This is a genomic window from Hymenobacter pini, assembly GCF_020421205.1.
Classification (GTDB): Bacteria; Bacteroidota; Bacteroidia; order Cytophagales; family Hymenobacteraceae; genus Hymenobacter; species Hymenobacter pini.
Genome location: NZ_JAIZZH010000002.1, coordinates 188,671 through 204,448 on the forward strand (window position 1 = coordinate 188,671; position 15,778 = coordinate 204,448).

At 61.2% G+C, this 15,778-nt stretch carries 11 protein-coding genes; 10 read left to right on the forward strand and 1 reads right to left on the reverse strand.

The annotated features are described in order from the left end of the window. Positions 1–2 precede the first annotated feature (2 nt). From LF252_RS07220 to LF252_RS07260, 9 genes are all read left to right on the forward strand, one after another. Entirely contained in the window at positions 3–479 is a 477-nt protein-coding gene (locus LF252_RS07220; RefSeq protein WP_226268904.1) for a hypothetical protein, read from the forward strand. A gap of 10 nt (positions 480–489) precedes the next feature. After that, positions 490–1,602: a VWA domain-containing protein gene (locus LF252_RS07225; RefSeq protein ID WP_226268905.1), complete on the forward strand. Its 1,113-nt coding sequence runs from the start codon at positions 490–492 to the stop codon at positions 1,600–1,602. 82 nt (positions 1,603–1,684) lie between these two features. Next, positions 1,685–2,362 carry a response regulator gene (locus LF252_RS07230; RefSeq protein WP_226268906.1) on the forward strand — a complete coding sequence of 226 codons (678 nt, stop codon included), beginning with the start codon at positions 1,685–1,687 and terminating at the stop codon, positions 2,360–2,362. 151 nt (positions 2,363–2,513) lie between these two features. After that, entirely contained in the window at positions 2,514–3,887 is a 1,374-nt protein-coding gene (locus LF252_RS07235; protein WP_226268907.1) for an ATP-binding protein, read from the forward strand. 183 nt (positions 3,888–4,070) lie between these two features. After that, entirely contained in the window at positions 4,071–4,346 is a 276-nt protein-coding gene (locus LF252_RS07240; protein ID WP_226268908.1) for a hypothetical protein, read from the forward strand. Between the two features lie 51 nt (positions 4,347–4,397). Further along, a complete protein-coding gene (locus tag LF252_RS07245) occupies positions 4,398–4,727 on the forward strand; it encodes a four-helix bundle copper-binding protein (RefSeq protein WP_226268909.1) in 330 nt (109 codons plus the stop codon). A gap of 102 nt (positions 4,728–4,829) precedes the next feature. Continuing rightward, a complete protein-coding gene (locus LF252_RS07250) occupies positions 4,830–5,978 on the forward strand; it encodes an efflux RND transporter periplasmic adaptor subunit (protein WP_226268910.1) in 1,149 nt (382 codons plus the stop codon). A 223-nt stretch (positions 5,979–6,201) separates the two neighbouring features. Then, positions 6,202–9,369, forward strand: a complete 3,168-nt coding sequence (locus LF252_RS07255; protein ID WP_226268911.1) for an efflux RND transporter permease subunit — start codon at positions 6,202–6,204, stop codon at positions 9,367–9,369. Positions 9,370–9,527: 158 nt separating this feature from the next. After that, entirely contained in the window at positions 9,528–11,015 is a 1,488-nt protein-coding gene (locus tag LF252_RS07260; RefSeq protein WP_226268912.1) for an efflux transporter outer membrane subunit, read from the forward strand. A gap of 127 nt (positions 11,016–11,142) precedes the next feature. On the opposite strand, the gene LF252_RS07265 is transcribed toward LF252_RS07260, so the two are convergent. After that, complete coding sequence (locus LF252_RS07265) at positions 11,143–13,575, reverse strand: zinc-dependent metalloprotease (RefSeq protein WP_226268913.1); 2,433 nt, start codon at positions 13,573–13,575, stop codon at positions 11,143–11,145. 403 nt (positions 13,576–13,978) lie between these two features. Here LF252_RS07265 and LF252_RS22985 point away from each other — a divergent pair, with 403 nt between their 5' ends. After that, complete coding sequence (locus LF252_RS22985) at positions 13,979–15,766, forward strand: S41 family peptidase (RefSeq protein WP_226268914.1); 1,788 nt, start codon at positions 13,979–13,981, stop codon at positions 15,764–15,766. Positions 15,767–15,778: the final 12 nt, after the last annotated feature.

A 15,778-nucleotide genomic window follows, 5' to 3' on the forward strand; every position in this document is an offset into this window, starting at 1 on the left:
GTATGAATCAGCAGGATGCCACTGCTGTTGCGCAGGATTATATAACCCTTCAAAATCAGGATACCCCATTTCATCCGGAGTATGAATATGAAGTAGCTGCTCCGGACGAATATTTTGATTGTTGGTACTTCGACTACCGTATTGTCAGCCGGCTAGGAGTACCAGAAAATGAGCAAGAATTATTTGCTGGAGCCCCAGGTTTTACCGTTTCAAAGGCCAATGGAAGCATTACCGTAATCAGCTGGGACGTTCAACGGAAGCTGCCCCAACGGGAGGCACTGTTTCAGAAATTCTCCATTCTAGCCGATACACTGACCAGCAGCAAGCTAGATGTACGCATGCTAAGAAAGCATTTTACGACGCCGTTGGCCGAGCTTGCGCAGTTTAAACACTCTCTGGATGCTCCCAGCTTGACTCAGCTACAAAAGAAAGAATTACTCATTTCCCAGCTAATGCAGGAAGCAGAGTTACCATTGTAAATACCGCCCCATGAAAACCGCCACCGACAACGCCACCCGCTGGAAGCTGGTACTTGGCTCCGAGACCGATGCTCAGAACCAGATTTCCTTCGATGCCGACTACAAGGGCATGGACGACGTGTTGACCTCGCTCTATGATCAGTCGGAGCGCAAGGCGGGGCTGGGCGGCTCCGCACCCCGCGTGAGCCGCTGGCTAGGCGACATCCGCACGTACTTCCCCTCGGAAGTAGTAGCCGTGATGCAGCGCGACGCCATGGACCGCCTGGGCCTACAGCAGCTGCTGATGGAGCCCGAAATCCTGCGTACGGTGCAGGCCGACGTGCACTTGGTAGGCACGCTAATGTCGCTGAGCCGGGTGATGCCCCAGAAGGTGAAACACACGGCTCGTGAAGTGGTGGGTAAGGTGGTGAAGGAGCTGGAAAAGAAACTCTCGAACCCGCTGCGACAGGCGGTGCAGGGTGCCCTGAGCCGGGCCGTGCGCAACCCCCGCCCCCGCTACCGGGAAATCGACTGGGCCGCCACCATTCGGGCCAACCTCAAGCACTACCAGCCCGAGCAGCGCACCATTATTCCGGAGCGGCTGGTGGGCTTTGGGCGGCGCGGGCAGGCCCTCAAGGAAATTGTGCTGTGCGTGGACCAGAGCGGCTCCATGGCCTCCTCGGTGGTGTACGCGGGCGTATTCGGGGCGGTGCTAGCCTCCATAAAAGCCGTGAAAACGCACATGGTGGTGTTTGATACCAGCGTGGTAAACCTCTCGGAGGATTTGCAGGACCCGGTGGACTTGCTGTTCGGGGTGCAGCTGGGCGGCGGCACCGATATCAACCTGGCCCTGGGCTACTGCCAGCAGCTCATCACCCGCCCTACCGATACGATTCTGGTGCTCATCAGCGACCTGTACGAGGGCGGTAACGAGCGGGAAATGCTCAAAAAAGCCGCCGCCCTACGCGCCGCCGGCGTTACGGTGGTGGCCCTGCTGGCCCTGGCCGACGATGGTGCCCCCAGCTTCGATAGGCGCGTGGCCGAACAGTTTGCGGCCCTGGATATTGCCAGCTTTGCCTGCACGCCAGGCCAGTTTCCGGGGCTGATGGCGGCGGCAATTCAGGGGCAGAAGCTACAGGTGTGAAGTCAGAACCCACCGGGCCGGGCTGAAATAGCCGGACGCGGTGGCGGTGCGTATAGGCAGGCTGCGTTACTTTACTGCCCGCATGAAAATACTCCTGGTGGAAGACGAGCCTAAGCTGGCGTCTTTCGTGAAAAAAGGCTTCGAAAACGAAGGATATGACATCGAAGTGGCCTACGACGGCCGCGTGGGCCAGTCCCTGATTCAGCAGAACCGCTACGATTTGGTGATTCTGGACGTGAACCTGCCCTACGTGAACGGCTTCGAGCTGTGCCGGCTGGTGCGCCAGCAGGATGCCCACGTACCCGTGCTGCTACTCACTGCCCTCGACAGCCTCGACGACAAGGTAACCGGCTTCGAGGCCGGCACCGACGACTACCTGGTGAAGCCCTTTGAATTCAAGGAGCTGCTGCTGCGGGCCCGGGTACTCACGCGCCGCCATACCGAGGCGGCCACCGTCAAGCAAGCCCTGCGCATTGCCGACCTGGAACTAAACCTCGACGCCAAAACCGTCACCCGCGCCGGGCAGCGCATCGACCTGACGACCAAGGAATATGCCTTGCTGGAGTATCTGCTGCTGAACCGGGGCAAAATCATTTCCCGGGTAGATATTGCCGAGAAGGTCTGGGAACTGAATTTCGACACCAACACCAACGTCATCGACGTGTACGTGAGCTACCTGCGCAAAAAGCTGGACAAGGGCTACGCCGTGAAGCTCATTCACACGGTGGTAGGTATGGGGTATGTGCTGCGGGAAGGGTGAAGAACAGCCGTATTTTGTCGGTCATTTCTGAGTAGCGCGAAGGACCTTTTCACGCTTGAACGAGACGTATCAAGCAAGAGGCTCTGACGACGCTTGATGCGCGGAAACCTTCAACCGATAGCACCCAAAGACTCACCCATTCACCTCCCCCATGCTCATCCGCAACAAGCTGGTTTTGCGCTTTACCCTGCTGGTGGTGGGCATTCAGCTGTGCTTTTCCGTCTTCATCTACTACTTCCAGGCCACTACCCGGGAGCAGCGCTTCATCAACCGCCTGGCTGGCAAGGCCACCATGACGGCCCGGGTGCTGGTGCGCCACGACAGCCTCAACCACGAACTGCTGCGCACCATGCACCGCCGCGACCTGTTCACGGTGCCGGGCGAGCAAATCAGCATCTACGGCCCCGGCCAGCACCTCATCTACACCAGCGCCGACGACCTTAGCCAGAAGCTGAATTCCCACTATTTGGGGCAGATTCGGCCCAACCGGCCGGTGCAGTTTACTGATGGACTGCTGGAATCTATTGGCCTGTATTATGAGCGCAACGGCCAGCCCTACTGGATTTTTGCGGCCGGCCACGACGACTTCGGGCACCGGCAAATGGAAAAGCTGGGCCTGATTCTGCTGGCCGCCAACCTGGGGGCGCTGGTGCTCATCATTCTGGCCGGCTGGTACTTCGCGGAGGAATCGTTGAAGCCAATTTCGCGGGTTATCAGCCAGGTGGAGCGCATCACCGCCTCCCGCCTGAATGCCCGGGTGGATGAGGGCAACGGCACCGACGAAATTGCCCAGCTGGCCCGCACCTTCAACCACATGCTGGGCGGGGTGGAGCAGGCATTCGAGTCGCAGAAAAGCTTTTTGAGCAATGCCAGCCACGAGTTGCGCACGCCTCTGGCCTCGGTGCTGGGTACGCTGGAAACCGCCTACGCCTACGATACCGACCTGACGGAAGCCAAGCGCAGCATCAGCTCGGCCACCGAGGAAATCAAGAAGCTCATTGAGCTGACCAACGGCCTGCTGAGTCTGGCCAAAGTAACCGATGCCTCCCCCCGCCGCGACCTGGTGCGGCTGGATGAGTGCCTCACCCAGGCCATCGACTCCTGCCAGGCCCGCTACCCCGGCCGCTTGGTGCAGCTGCAGTTTGGCCTGCTGCCGCCCGAGGTGGAGGATATGTTTATGGTGCGCGGCAACGCCCAGCTGCTCACCACGGCCCTGCTCAATCTGTTGGATAACGCCTGCAAATACTCCCGGCAAACCGTGCGGGCCGAGTTGGGCTACCTCTCCCCGGAAACCGTACAGGTGCGCGTAACCGACCAGGGCATTGGCATGGAGCCCCACGAGCTGGCCCGCATCTACGAGCCCCTGTACCGGGCCGGCACCGATACCACCGCCCCCGGCTACGGCATCGGCCTGCCCATGACGCGCAAAATCGTGCTCCTGCACGGCGGCCGCATCGAGCTGACTTCCGCCCTGGGCCGCGGCACCACCGCCACTGTGCAGCTCCCGGCGGCGGAGTCGTGGTGATTGAGAAGCTGTTGAGAAAGTCTAAAATCAATAGAGCGTCATGCAGAGCATGTGACGCATCAAGCCAGTGACGAAGCACTGTTTTTTAACGGCTTTGAGGTAAATGCTGACTCATCACGCCCATTTAACATCTTCTAATTTCCTTCTCATACAGTTTTAATGTCGGCGGGCGTGTTTTGCGCCATGGCTGGACAACCAACCGCATCTGCTACTGCCTCGCGCAACCGGCTTCTGCTTGGGTTGCTGCTGGCTACGCTGCTGCTGTCCACGGCCCTGAACCTGTACCTGCTATTCCGGGGGCCGGAGTACGCCACCGACTACGACCTGGACACGCAACTGCCTGAGCTGGTCACGGAAGTGGAGTTGCAGCAGGTGCGCCGTGCCCTGGCCGAATGCCAGGCTGGCCACCCCGTTACCCCCGACACCCTTACTACTGCCACCGTTTCTCGCCACCCCTGACCGGGGCGGCCTTGCCGCTGCCAAGCGGCTTTTTTGTTTTCTCCCTTCCTCATGCTCCCTCGCCAACAACACGTTCTGAATGCCCTGGCCATCTGCGCGGCCGCCTGTGACAACTGCGCCGCGCTGGGCCTGCCCGCCCTTGCCGCTACTCCCACCCAACTCCGCAGCCTGCAGCTCAGCCGCGACTGTGCCGACCTGTGCCGGCTGGCGGCGGCCTTCGTGGCCCGCGAGGCTGAGCACGCCGTGCACATTCTGCGCGAGTGCGCCGAGCTCTGCCGGGCCTGTGCCAACGAGTGCACGCAGTTTGCCACCGACCACCACCGAGTATGCACTGAAGCCTGCCGCCGGGGCGAAGATGCCTGCCGCACGGCCTTCGTGTAGGCCGGTTTTAATGTTTTTTAATGTGAGCCTCACGCGGCTCTAATCCCGACGCAGGACTTTTACCACACTAGCTCTTACTCCGCGCTTTCCCCTTCGCATCGTATGTCTGCTCCTATTCTGAAACCTATCTGCTGGCTCTTGCTCCCCTTGGCCTCGGCTACCCTGGCCGGCTGCGGAGCCAACTCCCAGGCCGAAACCACCAAAACCGAAGCCCCGCCCACGCTACCCACCACTCAGCTCACGGCCCGCGACACCATCCTGACTCACGACTACGTGGCCGATATTCAGGCGGTGCAGAACGTGGAAATCCGGGCCCGGCTGGAAGGCTTTTTGGAGCAGATTTACGTGGATGAGGGCCAAGCCGTGCGCAAAGGGCAGCCGCTGTTCCGCATCAATGACACCGAGTACAAAAGCCGGCTGAGCCGGGCGCAGGCTGAGCTGAGCAGTGCCCAGGCCGCCGCCCGGGTGGCCCGCCTGGAGCTAGAGCGGGTGCAACTGCTAACCAGCAAGGACATTATTTCCAAAACCGAGTTGGAGGTAGCCCAGGCCAAATACCACGCCGCCCAGGCCGATATTCAGCAGGCCCGCTCCACATCCGCCAACGCCGCCCTCATGCTTTCTTATACTCTGGTGAAGGCCCCGTTTGATGGGGTCATCAACCGGATTCCGCTCAAAAAGGGCAGCGTAATTGAGGATGGCACCCTACTCACTACGGTGTCGGATATCAACGACGTATTTGCCTACTTCAACGTGTCGGAGGCTGAATACCTGGCCTACGTGAAGAAAGCCGGCCGCGACTCGGCCCGCAGTACCAACGTGGCCCACCTGCTCCTTGCTGATGGTTCCACGTACTCCGTGAAAGGCAAGGTAGAAACCGTGGAAAGCCAGTTTCAGGCCAACACCGGCTCCATTGCCTTCCGGGCCCGCTTCGATAACCCCCAGGGCCTGCTGCGTCACGGGGCCAGCGGCAAGGTGCGCTTGAGCAACACGGTGGAAGATGCCGTGCTGGTACCCCAAAAATCGGTGTTTGAGATTCAGGACAAGAATTACGTGTTCATGGTGGACAAGCAGGGCCGGGTGAAGCAACACGCGTTCCAGCCCCAAACCCGCCTTTCCGACTTCTACGTGGTAAAAACCGGCCTCAAAAGCGGCGACAATATTGTGTACGAAGGCGTGCAGGACCTGCGCGACGGCGCCACCATCCGGCCCCAGCCCGTGGCCATGGACGAGCTGATTGAGGACGCGCGGTAGAAACTGCGCCCCCCTCCGCTTCAGCAAGGCGGGAGTAGGGATGATTAACGGCACCAGCAGCTAGCTGGCCCTGGTTTTTGCACGCCAAGCTGAGGGGACTGGCAGGCAACAAACCAGCGGAGAGTCCACCGTTCAACACGCCGGTTAACCACCCTATTCCCCCTTGTTCGGGCACTATGCTTCTCCAGCCCACTTCTTAGCCCTCCCCAATACCCCGCACCCTATGCTCGCACTCTTTATTCGCCGGCCGGTTCTCTCGCTGGTGATTTCCCTGTTTATCACGTTTCTGGGTGGGCTGGCGCTATTTTCGCTGCCCATTACCCAGTTCCCGGACATCGTACCGCCCTCCGTGACGGTAACGGCCCGCTACACCGGCGCCAACGCCGAGGTGTGCGCCAAGGCCGTAGCCACGCCTTTAGAGCGGGCCATCAACGGGGTGCCGGGCATGACCTATATGTCGTCGGTGAGCAGCAACAGCGGGCTGACGGTGATAACCGTGTTTTTCCAGGTGGGCACCGACCCCGACCTAGCCGCCGTGAACGTGCAGAACCGGGTGCAAACCATCATTGATGAGCTGCCCGAGGAAGTAATCCGGGCTGGGGTGAGTACCGAGAAGGAGGTGAACAGCATGCTGCTCTACCTCAACGTGATGAGCGAAGACCCCAAGGTGAGCGAGAAGTTCATCTACAACTTCGCCGATATCAACGTGTTGCAGGAATTGAAGCGCATTGACGGGGTAGGCTTCGCCGAAATCATGGGCCAGCGCGAGTACTCTATGCGCGTATGGCTGCAGCCTGACCGCATGGTGGCCTACAACGTGTCGGCAGAGGAAGTGGTGGAGGCCATCCGGGCCCAGAACGTGGAAGCGGCCCCCGGAAAATCGGGGGAAAGCTCGGGCCAGGATGCCCAGATGCTGCAATACGTGCTGCGCTACACCGGCAAGCTCTTCGAGCCCAAGCAGTACGAGGACATTGTGCTGCGCGCCAACCCCGACGGCTCGGTGCTGCGGCTCAAGGACGTGGCCCAGGTGAAGTTCGACGTGCTCAGCTACGGCATGGTGTCCAAGATTGACGGCAAGCCCTCGGCGGCTATTATGCTCAAGCAGCGCCCCGGCTCCAACGCTTCGGATGTAATCAAGCAGGTGAAGGAGCGCATGGCCGAGCTGAAGCAGACGTCCTTCCCCCCCGGCATGACCTACAACGTGGCCTATGACGTGTCGCGCTTCCTCGATGCCTCCATTCACGAGGTGTTGCGGACCCTGGTAGAAGCGTTTTTGCTGGTATTTGTGGTGGTGTACCTGTTTTTGCAGGACTGGCGCTCCACGCTGATTCCGGCCCTGGCGGTGCCGGTGGCGCTGGTGGGCACGCTGTTTTTCATGCAGCTGCTGGGCTTCAGCATCAACCTGCTCACGCTGTTTGCCCTGGTGCTGGCCATTGGTATCGTGGTGGATAACGCCATTGTGGTGGTGGAGGCCGTGCACGCCAAAATGCACGAAAAGCACCTCTCGGCTATGGATGCCACCCTGGAAGCCATGTCGGAAATCGGGGGGGCTATTGTGGCCATTACTTTGGTGATGTCGGCGGTGTTCGTGCCGGTGTCGTTCATGGAAGGCCCGGTGGGCGTGTTCTACCGCCAGTTCTCGCTTACGCTGGCTATTTCCATCGTCATTTCGGGGGTGAATGCTCTGACGCTCACGCCGGCGTTGTGCGCGCTGATGCTTAAGCCCGTAGCGCACCAGGAAGGCAAGAAGCTGGGCGTAATGGACCGGTTTTTTGCCGGCTTCAACCGCCGCTACGAGGCCTTGGCTACCCGCTACCAGTGGCTGGTGCGCACGGTGGCTAGCCGCCGCCTCATCACCATTGGCCTGCTCATCGGCTTCTGCCTGGCTACCTGGGGCGTGAACTCCATTCTGCCCAGCGGCTTTATCCCAACCGAGGATCAGGGCATGGTGTACGTAAACGTAACTACGCCACCCGGCGCCACGGTGGAGCGCACCGAAAAGGTGCTCGACGAAATTCAGAAAGTAGCCGCCAAGCTGGGCCCGGTGGAATCGGTGTCGACGCTGGCGGGCTACAGCCTCATGAACGAGGTGGCCGGGGCCTCCTACGGCATGGGCATGATCAACTTGAAAACCTGGGACGACCGCAAGGAGTCGGTAACCGACCTGATTGCCCAGCTCAACGAGCAAACCAAGCACATCCACGACGCCGACATCCAGTTCTTCCCCCCGCCCACGGTACCGGGTTTCGGTAACTCCAGCGGCTTCGAGCTGCGCCTGCTCGACAAAACCGGTCGCGGCGACCTGCCGGCCACGGCTCAGGTAGCCGACAAGTTCATCACCGCCCTCACCAACACCCCGGCCGTAGGCGGGGCCTTCACCGGCTTCGATGCCAGCTTCCCCCAGTACCTCATCCACGTCGATCAGGACCAGGCGGCCAAGAAGGGCGTGACCGTGGACAAGGCCATGAGCACCCTACAAACCCTGATGGGCTCGTTCTACGCCTCCAACTTCATCCGTTTCGGGCAGATGTACAAGGTGATGGTGCAAGCCGCCCCCGGCTACCGCACCAGCCCCGAGGATGTGCTGAAAATGTACGTGAAAAACGACCGGAACGAGATGGTGCCCTACTCCAGCTTCGTGCGCCTGGAGCGGGTGTACGGCCCCGAGCAGCTCACCCGCTACAACATGTACACCTCGGCCATGCTCAGCGGCGACGCGGCCCCCGGCTTCTCCTCCGGCGACGTAATTAAGACCATTGAGGAGGTAGCGGCCAAGGAGCTGCCCCGCGGCTACAGCTACGAGTGGAGCGGCATGACCCGGGAGCAAATCCAGAGCGGCAACCAGGCCATCTACGTGTTTGCGGTGGTATTGCTGTTCGTGTACCTGCTGCTGGCGGCCCAGTACGAGAGTTTCCTGCTGCCGCTGCCGGTACTCCTGAGCCTGCCTACCGGCATCTTCGGGGCCTTCCTGTTTCTGAAGCTGCTGGGCCTGGAAAACAACATCTACGCCCAGGTGTCGCTAGTAATGCTCATTGGCCTGCTGGGCAAGAACGCCATCCTCATCATTGAGTTTGCGGTGCTCAAGCGCAAAGAAGGCCTTTCGGCCCTGGAAGCAGCCGTGCAAGGCAGCTACTCCCGCCTGCGCCCCATCCTGATGACCTCCTTCGCTTTCATTGCCGGCCTTATTCCGCTGACCATTGCTACCGGCGCGGGCGCTCTGGGTAACCGCTCCATCGGCACGGCCGCGGCGGGTGGCATGTTCATCGGTACCCTGTTCGGCGTGATTCTGATTCCGGGCCTCTACGTGCTGTTTTCGCGCCGGAGCAAGCAGGAAAAGAAGCGTAAGCAGCTCACCGAGCCCACCGAAACCCTGGAACCCGCCCACGCCTGATGAATCAGGCCTCGAGGGTTTAAACTCTCAATTTTTCTGTCATCCTGAGCAGAGCGAAGGAACTTACCACCTCAAAACGAGCTGTTCGGTGATAATCCAAGATAGGATAAGGTCCTTCGCTCCGCTCAGGATGACATAGTAGAAGTTTTGCCAGATTTATGACCTTACCAACCTCGATACGTCCTCTCACCCACCGCGTAGTGCCGGCACTGGCTGCGCTGACCCTGGCGGCCAGCTGCCGGATAGCTCGGCCTACCGTGCAGCCCGCCGCGGCTACCATGCCAGCTGCTTTCCCGACTGCGGCGGCCACTACTGATTCTGCCTCATTGGCCGACCAGCCCTGGCGGCAGTTTTTTGGGGACCGAAACCTGGTGGGCCTGATTGATACGGCCCTGCAAGCAAACCCCGATTTGCACACGGCCATTCAGCGCATCGAAATTGCCCGGGCCACATTGCAGGTGCAGCGCGGGGCCCTGCTGCCCACCGTGAACGGGGTGGCCAGCGCCGGCGTAGAGAAGTTCGGTGACTACACCCTCAACGGCATCGGGAACTACGACACCAACCTCTCGCCCAACATTGAAGGGCGGCAGCGCATCCCCAACCCCACGCCCGACTTCTTTCTGGGGTTGCGCAGCTCCTGGGAAATTGACCTCTGGGGCAAGCTGCGCCAGCGTCGGCAGGCCGCCTACCTGCGGGTATTGGCCTCGGAGAAGGGCCGGCATTTGGTCGAAACATCGTTGGTAGCCGAGGTGGCGCGGCTGTATTTCAACCTGCTGGGGTTGGATAACGAACTGGCCGTGCTCACCAAAAACCAGCGACTGCAGGAGCGGGCCCTGGATATTGTGCGGGTGCAGAAGCAGGCCGGTCGCGCCAACGAGCTGGCCGTGCAGCAGTTCACGGCCCAGCTGCTGCGCACCCGCAGCCTGGAAGCCGAAACTCAGCAGCGCATTGCCGCCTCCGAAAACGCGCTGAACCGCCTCCTGGGCCGCTACCCCCAGCACATTGCCCGGGGCCTGCCCATTCTGCAGCAGCCCCTGCCCACCCAAATACAAGCGGGCCTGCCCGCCTCCATGCTCCTGCGCCGCCCCGATGTGCAGCAGGCCGAACTGGAGCTGGTGGCTGCCCGCGCCGATGTAGCGGCCGCCCGGTCGGCGTTTTTGCCCTCCCTCACGCTCACACCGTTTGTGGGCGTGAATGCCTACCGGGCCTCGGTGCTGTTCAACACGCCCGGCTCGCTGGCCTACGGGCTGCTTTCGGGCCTGAGTGCGCCTTTGCTCAACCGCAACGGTCTCAAAGCCGACCTGCGCCGCTCGGCCGCCGAGCAGCAGATTGCTTACAACGACTACCAGAAAGCCGTGCAAACCGGCTTTGAGGAAGTAAGTACCAGCCTGCGCGGCATCGGCAACTACCAGCGTATGTTTGAGTTGCAGCATCAGGAAGTAGCCGCCCTCAACAAAGCCGTGAGCGTATCCGACGACCTGTACAAGGCTAACTACGCCTCTTATTTGGAAGTAGTAACCGCCCAGCGCAGCGTGCTGGAAGCCGAGCTGAACCTAACCGACACCCGTCGCCAGCAGTTCCTACTCCTCATCGACCTCTACCGCGGCCTGGGCGGCGGCTGGACGCCGACTGCAGCGGCGGAATAAGTAACAAGCCATGTTTAAAACAGAAAAGCGGCGCCACTGATGCAGTAGCTCCGCTTCTCTGTTTAAGCCGTTTCATGGAACGTCACTCTTCGGCTTTGCTCGAAAAGAAATTTGTACTGCATCTTCCTTATAGCGTTCCACAATCATCCGAGCCGATGGGGGCGCCGTCGGGCATGGGAAGGGCGGGCGCGGGCTGGAACTTCTCGGGGATATCCTCGAACTGCCGGATGGTGCGAAGGGCGGCCAGGGCGGTGGCACGGCGGCTTTCTTCTTTGACTTTCTGATCCTTTTGGAGCTGCTTTTTCAGGTCTTCGACTTTCAGGGCTGCCAGAGCTTTCACACCAACGGGAGCTTGTGGGGCGGCGGCCAGGGCCAGCAGCTTTTGCAGGGTGAGCATCTGCACGAGGCGCTGCAGCTCGCCGGGGTAGCCGGTTTCAGGTTTGGCCTGCCAGGTAGCGGCCAGCAACTTATCCAGCACCGCCCCCAGGCCGGGCTGCTCGGCCTGGCGGGCGTGGTACTCTTCCAAACGCGCCGCCCGCTGGGGGTTCAGCAGAAATTCCAGCGTAGTAGCCGCCACCGATTCGGCCGCGCCCAGGGGGTCGAAGGTGAGGCCGGTGCGAGCGGGAAAGGTTTCTCGGCTGCGGCCATAGTTCACGGGCCGGGGCGGAATCTTCGTCAAGAGTTCCTCCGACAGAGCCAGCTCCCGGGGAGAAATCGTGCGAAGCAACGCGTCCAGGGCCTTCCACTGCTCGGCGGGCTCCAATAGCTTGGTGGTGGTTTGGCCGTCGCCTTTCACGGCGTAGGTGTAGTAAAGGCCGCCCAGTTCCTTGGAAGCCGCCTCCACCTGGTAGCGCTGCAGCAGGTACATGGGCACCAGCACTTCCTCCAGCATGGCCATGGGCTGGCCGGGGGCTAGGGCTTTTTCGGAGAAGCGGGCCAGTAGCTGCCGGCGCACATCCAAGAGGCGGTTGAGCTCGTCGGCGGCGTTGGGGCCGTCGTCCCAGAGGTGAGCCGTGGGGTGGGCCCCGCCGGCGGCCCGGGCATCGGCATCGGCCATGAACACGTAGCCATCGTCCAGGGTCTGCTTCATAACAGCGTCCAAAGCCGCTTTTTCATCGGCCTGCGGGCCGAAGTCCTGGTAGCCGTAGAGGATGGCGCGCTTGTCCCAGCTGCCGATGCCGGTGGCGTACGCCTCGCTCAAATCAATGCTGCCATCGGCGCGGGTGTTGATGCGGGGCATGGGGTAATCCATCACCGACGACCGATCTTTCGTGCTGGCCGAGTAGTTGTGGTAGAGGCCCAGGGTGTGGCCCACCTCGTGGGCGGCCAGTTGGCGCAGGCGGGCCACGCCCATCCGCAGCATGTCGGGCGGGGTAGGCTTACCGTCTTCGTAGGGCTGCAACAGCCCCTCGGCAATCAGGAAATCCTGACGCACCCTGAGCGAGCCCAACGACACCTGTCCCTTGATGATTTCGCCAGTACGCGGGTCTACGATGCTGGCCCCATACGACCAGCCCCGGGTGGAGCGGTGCACCCACTGAATGAGGTTGTAGCGAATGTCCATGGGGTCGGCGTCCTCGGGCAGCAACTTTACCTGAAACGCGTTGCGGTAGCCGGCCGCCTCAAATGCCTGGTTCCACCACGCGGCCCCTTCCATGAGGGCGGAGCGTACGGGCTCGGGCGCGCCTCTGTCCAGGTAATACACAATGGGCTCCACGGCCTCGCTCTGGGCCGCCGTAGGGTCCTTCTTGGCGAGGCGGTGCCGCACCAGCTGCCGCTTGAGAATGGGCTGGTCAATGGGCGTGGCGTAGTCCATATACTCGTTGGCGAAAAAGCCGGCGCGGGGGTCGAAGGCCCGGGGCTTGTAATTCGCGTCGGGCAATTGCACGAAGGAGTGGTGCATGTGCACCGTCACGGCGTTCGGGTCGGGGGTAACCGACTGAATTTCGCGGCCTTTGGCTCTACCGGTAAGGGTGATGATGGCCTCGAACTCGGAGTTCTGGGGGAAGCCCTTGGTATTGGGCAGAAACACCGCCGAGCGGCTTTCTTCAGCCTTGAAGCTGCCCTGTTTGAGGTCTTCCAGCTTGTCACTGATCTGGTGGGAGTCGCGCAGCAGAAAGGGCGTGAGGTCGATGAGCACTTTGCCGCCCTCCTGGGCCTCGGCCTTGAAACCCCAGATGACGGACTGGGCAAACGCCTGCTCCACCGATTTGCGCTCCTCCGGGTTCTGGCTCACAGCTCGGAAATCATAATTGGGCTGGAGCAGTAGAATCTTGGGGCCGCTTTTCACGAACTTTACAATGCGCGTCTGCCCGATCTGGCCCCGGTCGAGGCCCAGGTCGTTGGAGCCTACGCCCTGAGGCAGGCTGCTCACGTACAGGATTTCCTGGTCGAGCTTGTCGATTTCCAGCAGGATGCGCCCGCCCTTCTCATCCCAATAAAACGGGAAGAAACCGGGGAATTTCTGGAGGCCTTTCGTCTTCTCGGTCAGGGTTTGGGCCGAAGCCAGTGGTGCACTCAGCAGAAAGCTACCGAGCAATAATGCGTAGAGTTTTTTCACGCGGAAAGGGAGAATAGTCGGGGCCGTAAGGTAGAAATGGAAGTTGGGAGTTGAGCGCATGCCAGGCGGGTTTTATCGGACTTGGCCTCGGTTTGCGGATGCTATTCACCAGACCGTCATTCCGAGCTTGCCGAGGAATCTCGCGTGCTGAGGTTGCCATACTAAATCGTCATGCTGAGCGAAGTCGAAGCATCTCTACTGCTTCGTTGAATCATCACGCCAACGTCAGCACGCGAGATTCCTCGGACCCTGGCTTGATGCGCCACATGCTCGGAATGACGGTCAAATTGGCGGAAACACGCCGGTTTCAGCATGAAATGTAGCCGGGTTGAAAAGCCTAGATGGAATGCAACGCGCAGCAGAGGGCATGTATCTTACAGCTTGATTCCTCTCCTCTATTTCCGTGCCTTTTCTACATTCCGCTCTGCTGCTGGCCGCCTTATCCCCAAATGTCCCAGCAGCGCCTGAGCCTCTCACAGCCCGCGAAACCCGCAACCTCTCGGCCCTCACCAGACTGGTAGGCGACGTGAAATACTTCTACCCCAACCGCCACACGGGCCGCCTGAGCTGGGAAACGGTGCTGGTGCGCAGTATCCCGGCCGTGCGCCGGGCCCGCACCGATGCTGCCCTAGCCCGCACCCTCGACAGCCTACTGCGGCCTCTAGCACCAGAAATTCGGCTTAGTATAGTCAAGCCACCCGCATCCCCGACGCCCTTTTTACCGACAAGCGCGGGGCCCTACTACTTCTGGGAACACCACAGCCTGGGCCAGGATAAAACCGGGTTACCGGTAGTCCGGCTGATGCTGAAGCTAGCGGGCATTCCCTACGCCAGCACCATTCAGGCCACTTCTGGGCCGGTGGCCGACAGCCTGTTTTCCGGTACACACCAGTACTTCGAAGCGCTTACTGATTCCGTTCAGCTGACGTTACCACTGGTACTAACCAAAGCCCAGCACCAGCAGCGTCTTTCGGGCCGGCTAAAGCGGCGGGTCCGGCGGTTGTCGGCGGCTACGCCGGAGCAACGGCTAGCCACGGTGATGCTTACCTGGAACATCATTCGGCATTTTTACCCCTACCGAGCGGTGCTGGAGCGGGCCCGGTGGGAAACCGCCCTGCCCGCTGCCCTGCAGCAAGCCGCCCAGGCTTCTACGGAGGCCGAACTGCTGGCGGCCTGCCGCACCCTGCTGGCCCATCTGCCCGACCGGCACGTGGCCATCGGTCCTAAAACCCGCACCGGCCTGCGCATCGTGGACCCGCCCTGGGCATTGCAGCTGGCTTGGATAGAGGAGCAGGTAGTGGTGCGGCAGGTTCCGGCGGCGCTGCAGGCGGCGGTGGCCCAGGGCAGCGTCCTCACGCACGTACACAACCGGCCGGTGGACCTGCTGCTCGACTCGCTGCAAACCCATATGCCGGCTACCTCTGCGGCTGTGGCCCGCCAGCTAGCCACCGAGCAGCTGCTTACGACTATTGCGGCAACAGCTCCCGTCGCCACTTTCACTTTCCGCGACTCCCTGGGCCGCAGTGCCAGTACCCAATGGATATTCCGGCAATTGCGGGGCAACTTCTACAACCAGGCCCCGCCCGTGCAGGAGCTGGCACCCGGGCTGGTGTACCTGGATGCGGCCCGGCTGCGCTACACCGATTTTCAACGTGCCCTGCCCCAGTTGCAGGCGGCCCGGGGCGTGGTAGTGGACCTGCGCCAGCGCCCCCACTACGACCTGCTGCGTATCCTGCCCCACTTCACTCAAACACCGTTACTGATGGACAGCCTGGCTATGCCGGTGCTGCGCCAACCGGCTTTTCAGCACGCTGATTTCGCGGGGGAGAAATCAGCCTGGAAAAGCCCGCAGTTGCCGTTGGTTGCTGCGCCCAAAGTGTTTCTGATTGGTCAGCATACCTACAGCTACGGCGAAACCATTACCGAGCTGGTGCGGCGCTACCAACTTGGCCAGCTGCTGGGCCAAACTACCGGCGGTGCCAACGGGGAAATGAATTTTGCGGCCATCGGGCGGGCTTATCTGTTGAGCTGGACCGGGCGGCGGGTGGTGAGCCGTAGTGGCTCCTACCAGGGCCAGGGCATTGCGCCCGACGAAGTGGTCATGCCCACGCTCCGTCAGGTAGCCGCCGGGCGTGATGCGGAAATAGAGCGGGCCGTGGAGCTGCTGCAGAAGAACCGACGGGCCAATTGAGATTTTGCGGGT

Coding starts and splice junctions, on each gene's coding strand:
- LF252_RS07225 (WP_226268905.1), top strand. CDS start 490: ATGAAAACCGCCACCGACAACGCCACCCGCTGGAAGCTGGTACTTGGC.
- LF252_RS07255 (WP_226268911.1), top strand. CDS start 6,202: ATGCTCGCACTCTTTATTCGCCGGCCGGTTCTCTCGCTGGTGATTTCC.
- LF252_RS07240 (WP_226268908.1), top strand. CDS start 4,071: ATGGCTGGACAACCAACCGCATCTGCTACTGCCTCGCGCAACCGGCTT.
- LF252_RS07230 (WP_226268906.1), top strand. CDS start 1,685: ATGAAAATACTCCTGGTGGAAGACGAGCCTAAGCTGGCGTCTTTCGTG.
- LF252_RS07245 (WP_226268909.1), top strand. CDS start 4,398: ATGCTCCCTCGCCAACAACACGTTCTGAATGCCCTGGCCATCTGCGCG.
- LF252_RS07235 (WP_226268907.1), top strand. CDS start 2,514: ATGCTCATCCGCAACAAGCTGGTTTTGCGCTTTACCCTGCTGGTGGTG.
- LF252_RS07220 (WP_226268904.1), top strand. CDS start 3: ATGAATCAGCAGGATGCCACTGCTGTTGCGCAGGATTATATAACCCTT.
- LF252_RS07260 (WP_226268912.1), top strand. CDS start 9,528: ATGACCTTACCAACCTCGATACGTCCTCTCACCCACCGCGTAGTGCCG.
- LF252_RS07250 (WP_226268910.1), top strand. CDS start 4,830: ATGTCTGCTCCTATTCTGAAACCTATCTGCTGGCTCTTGCTCCCCTTG.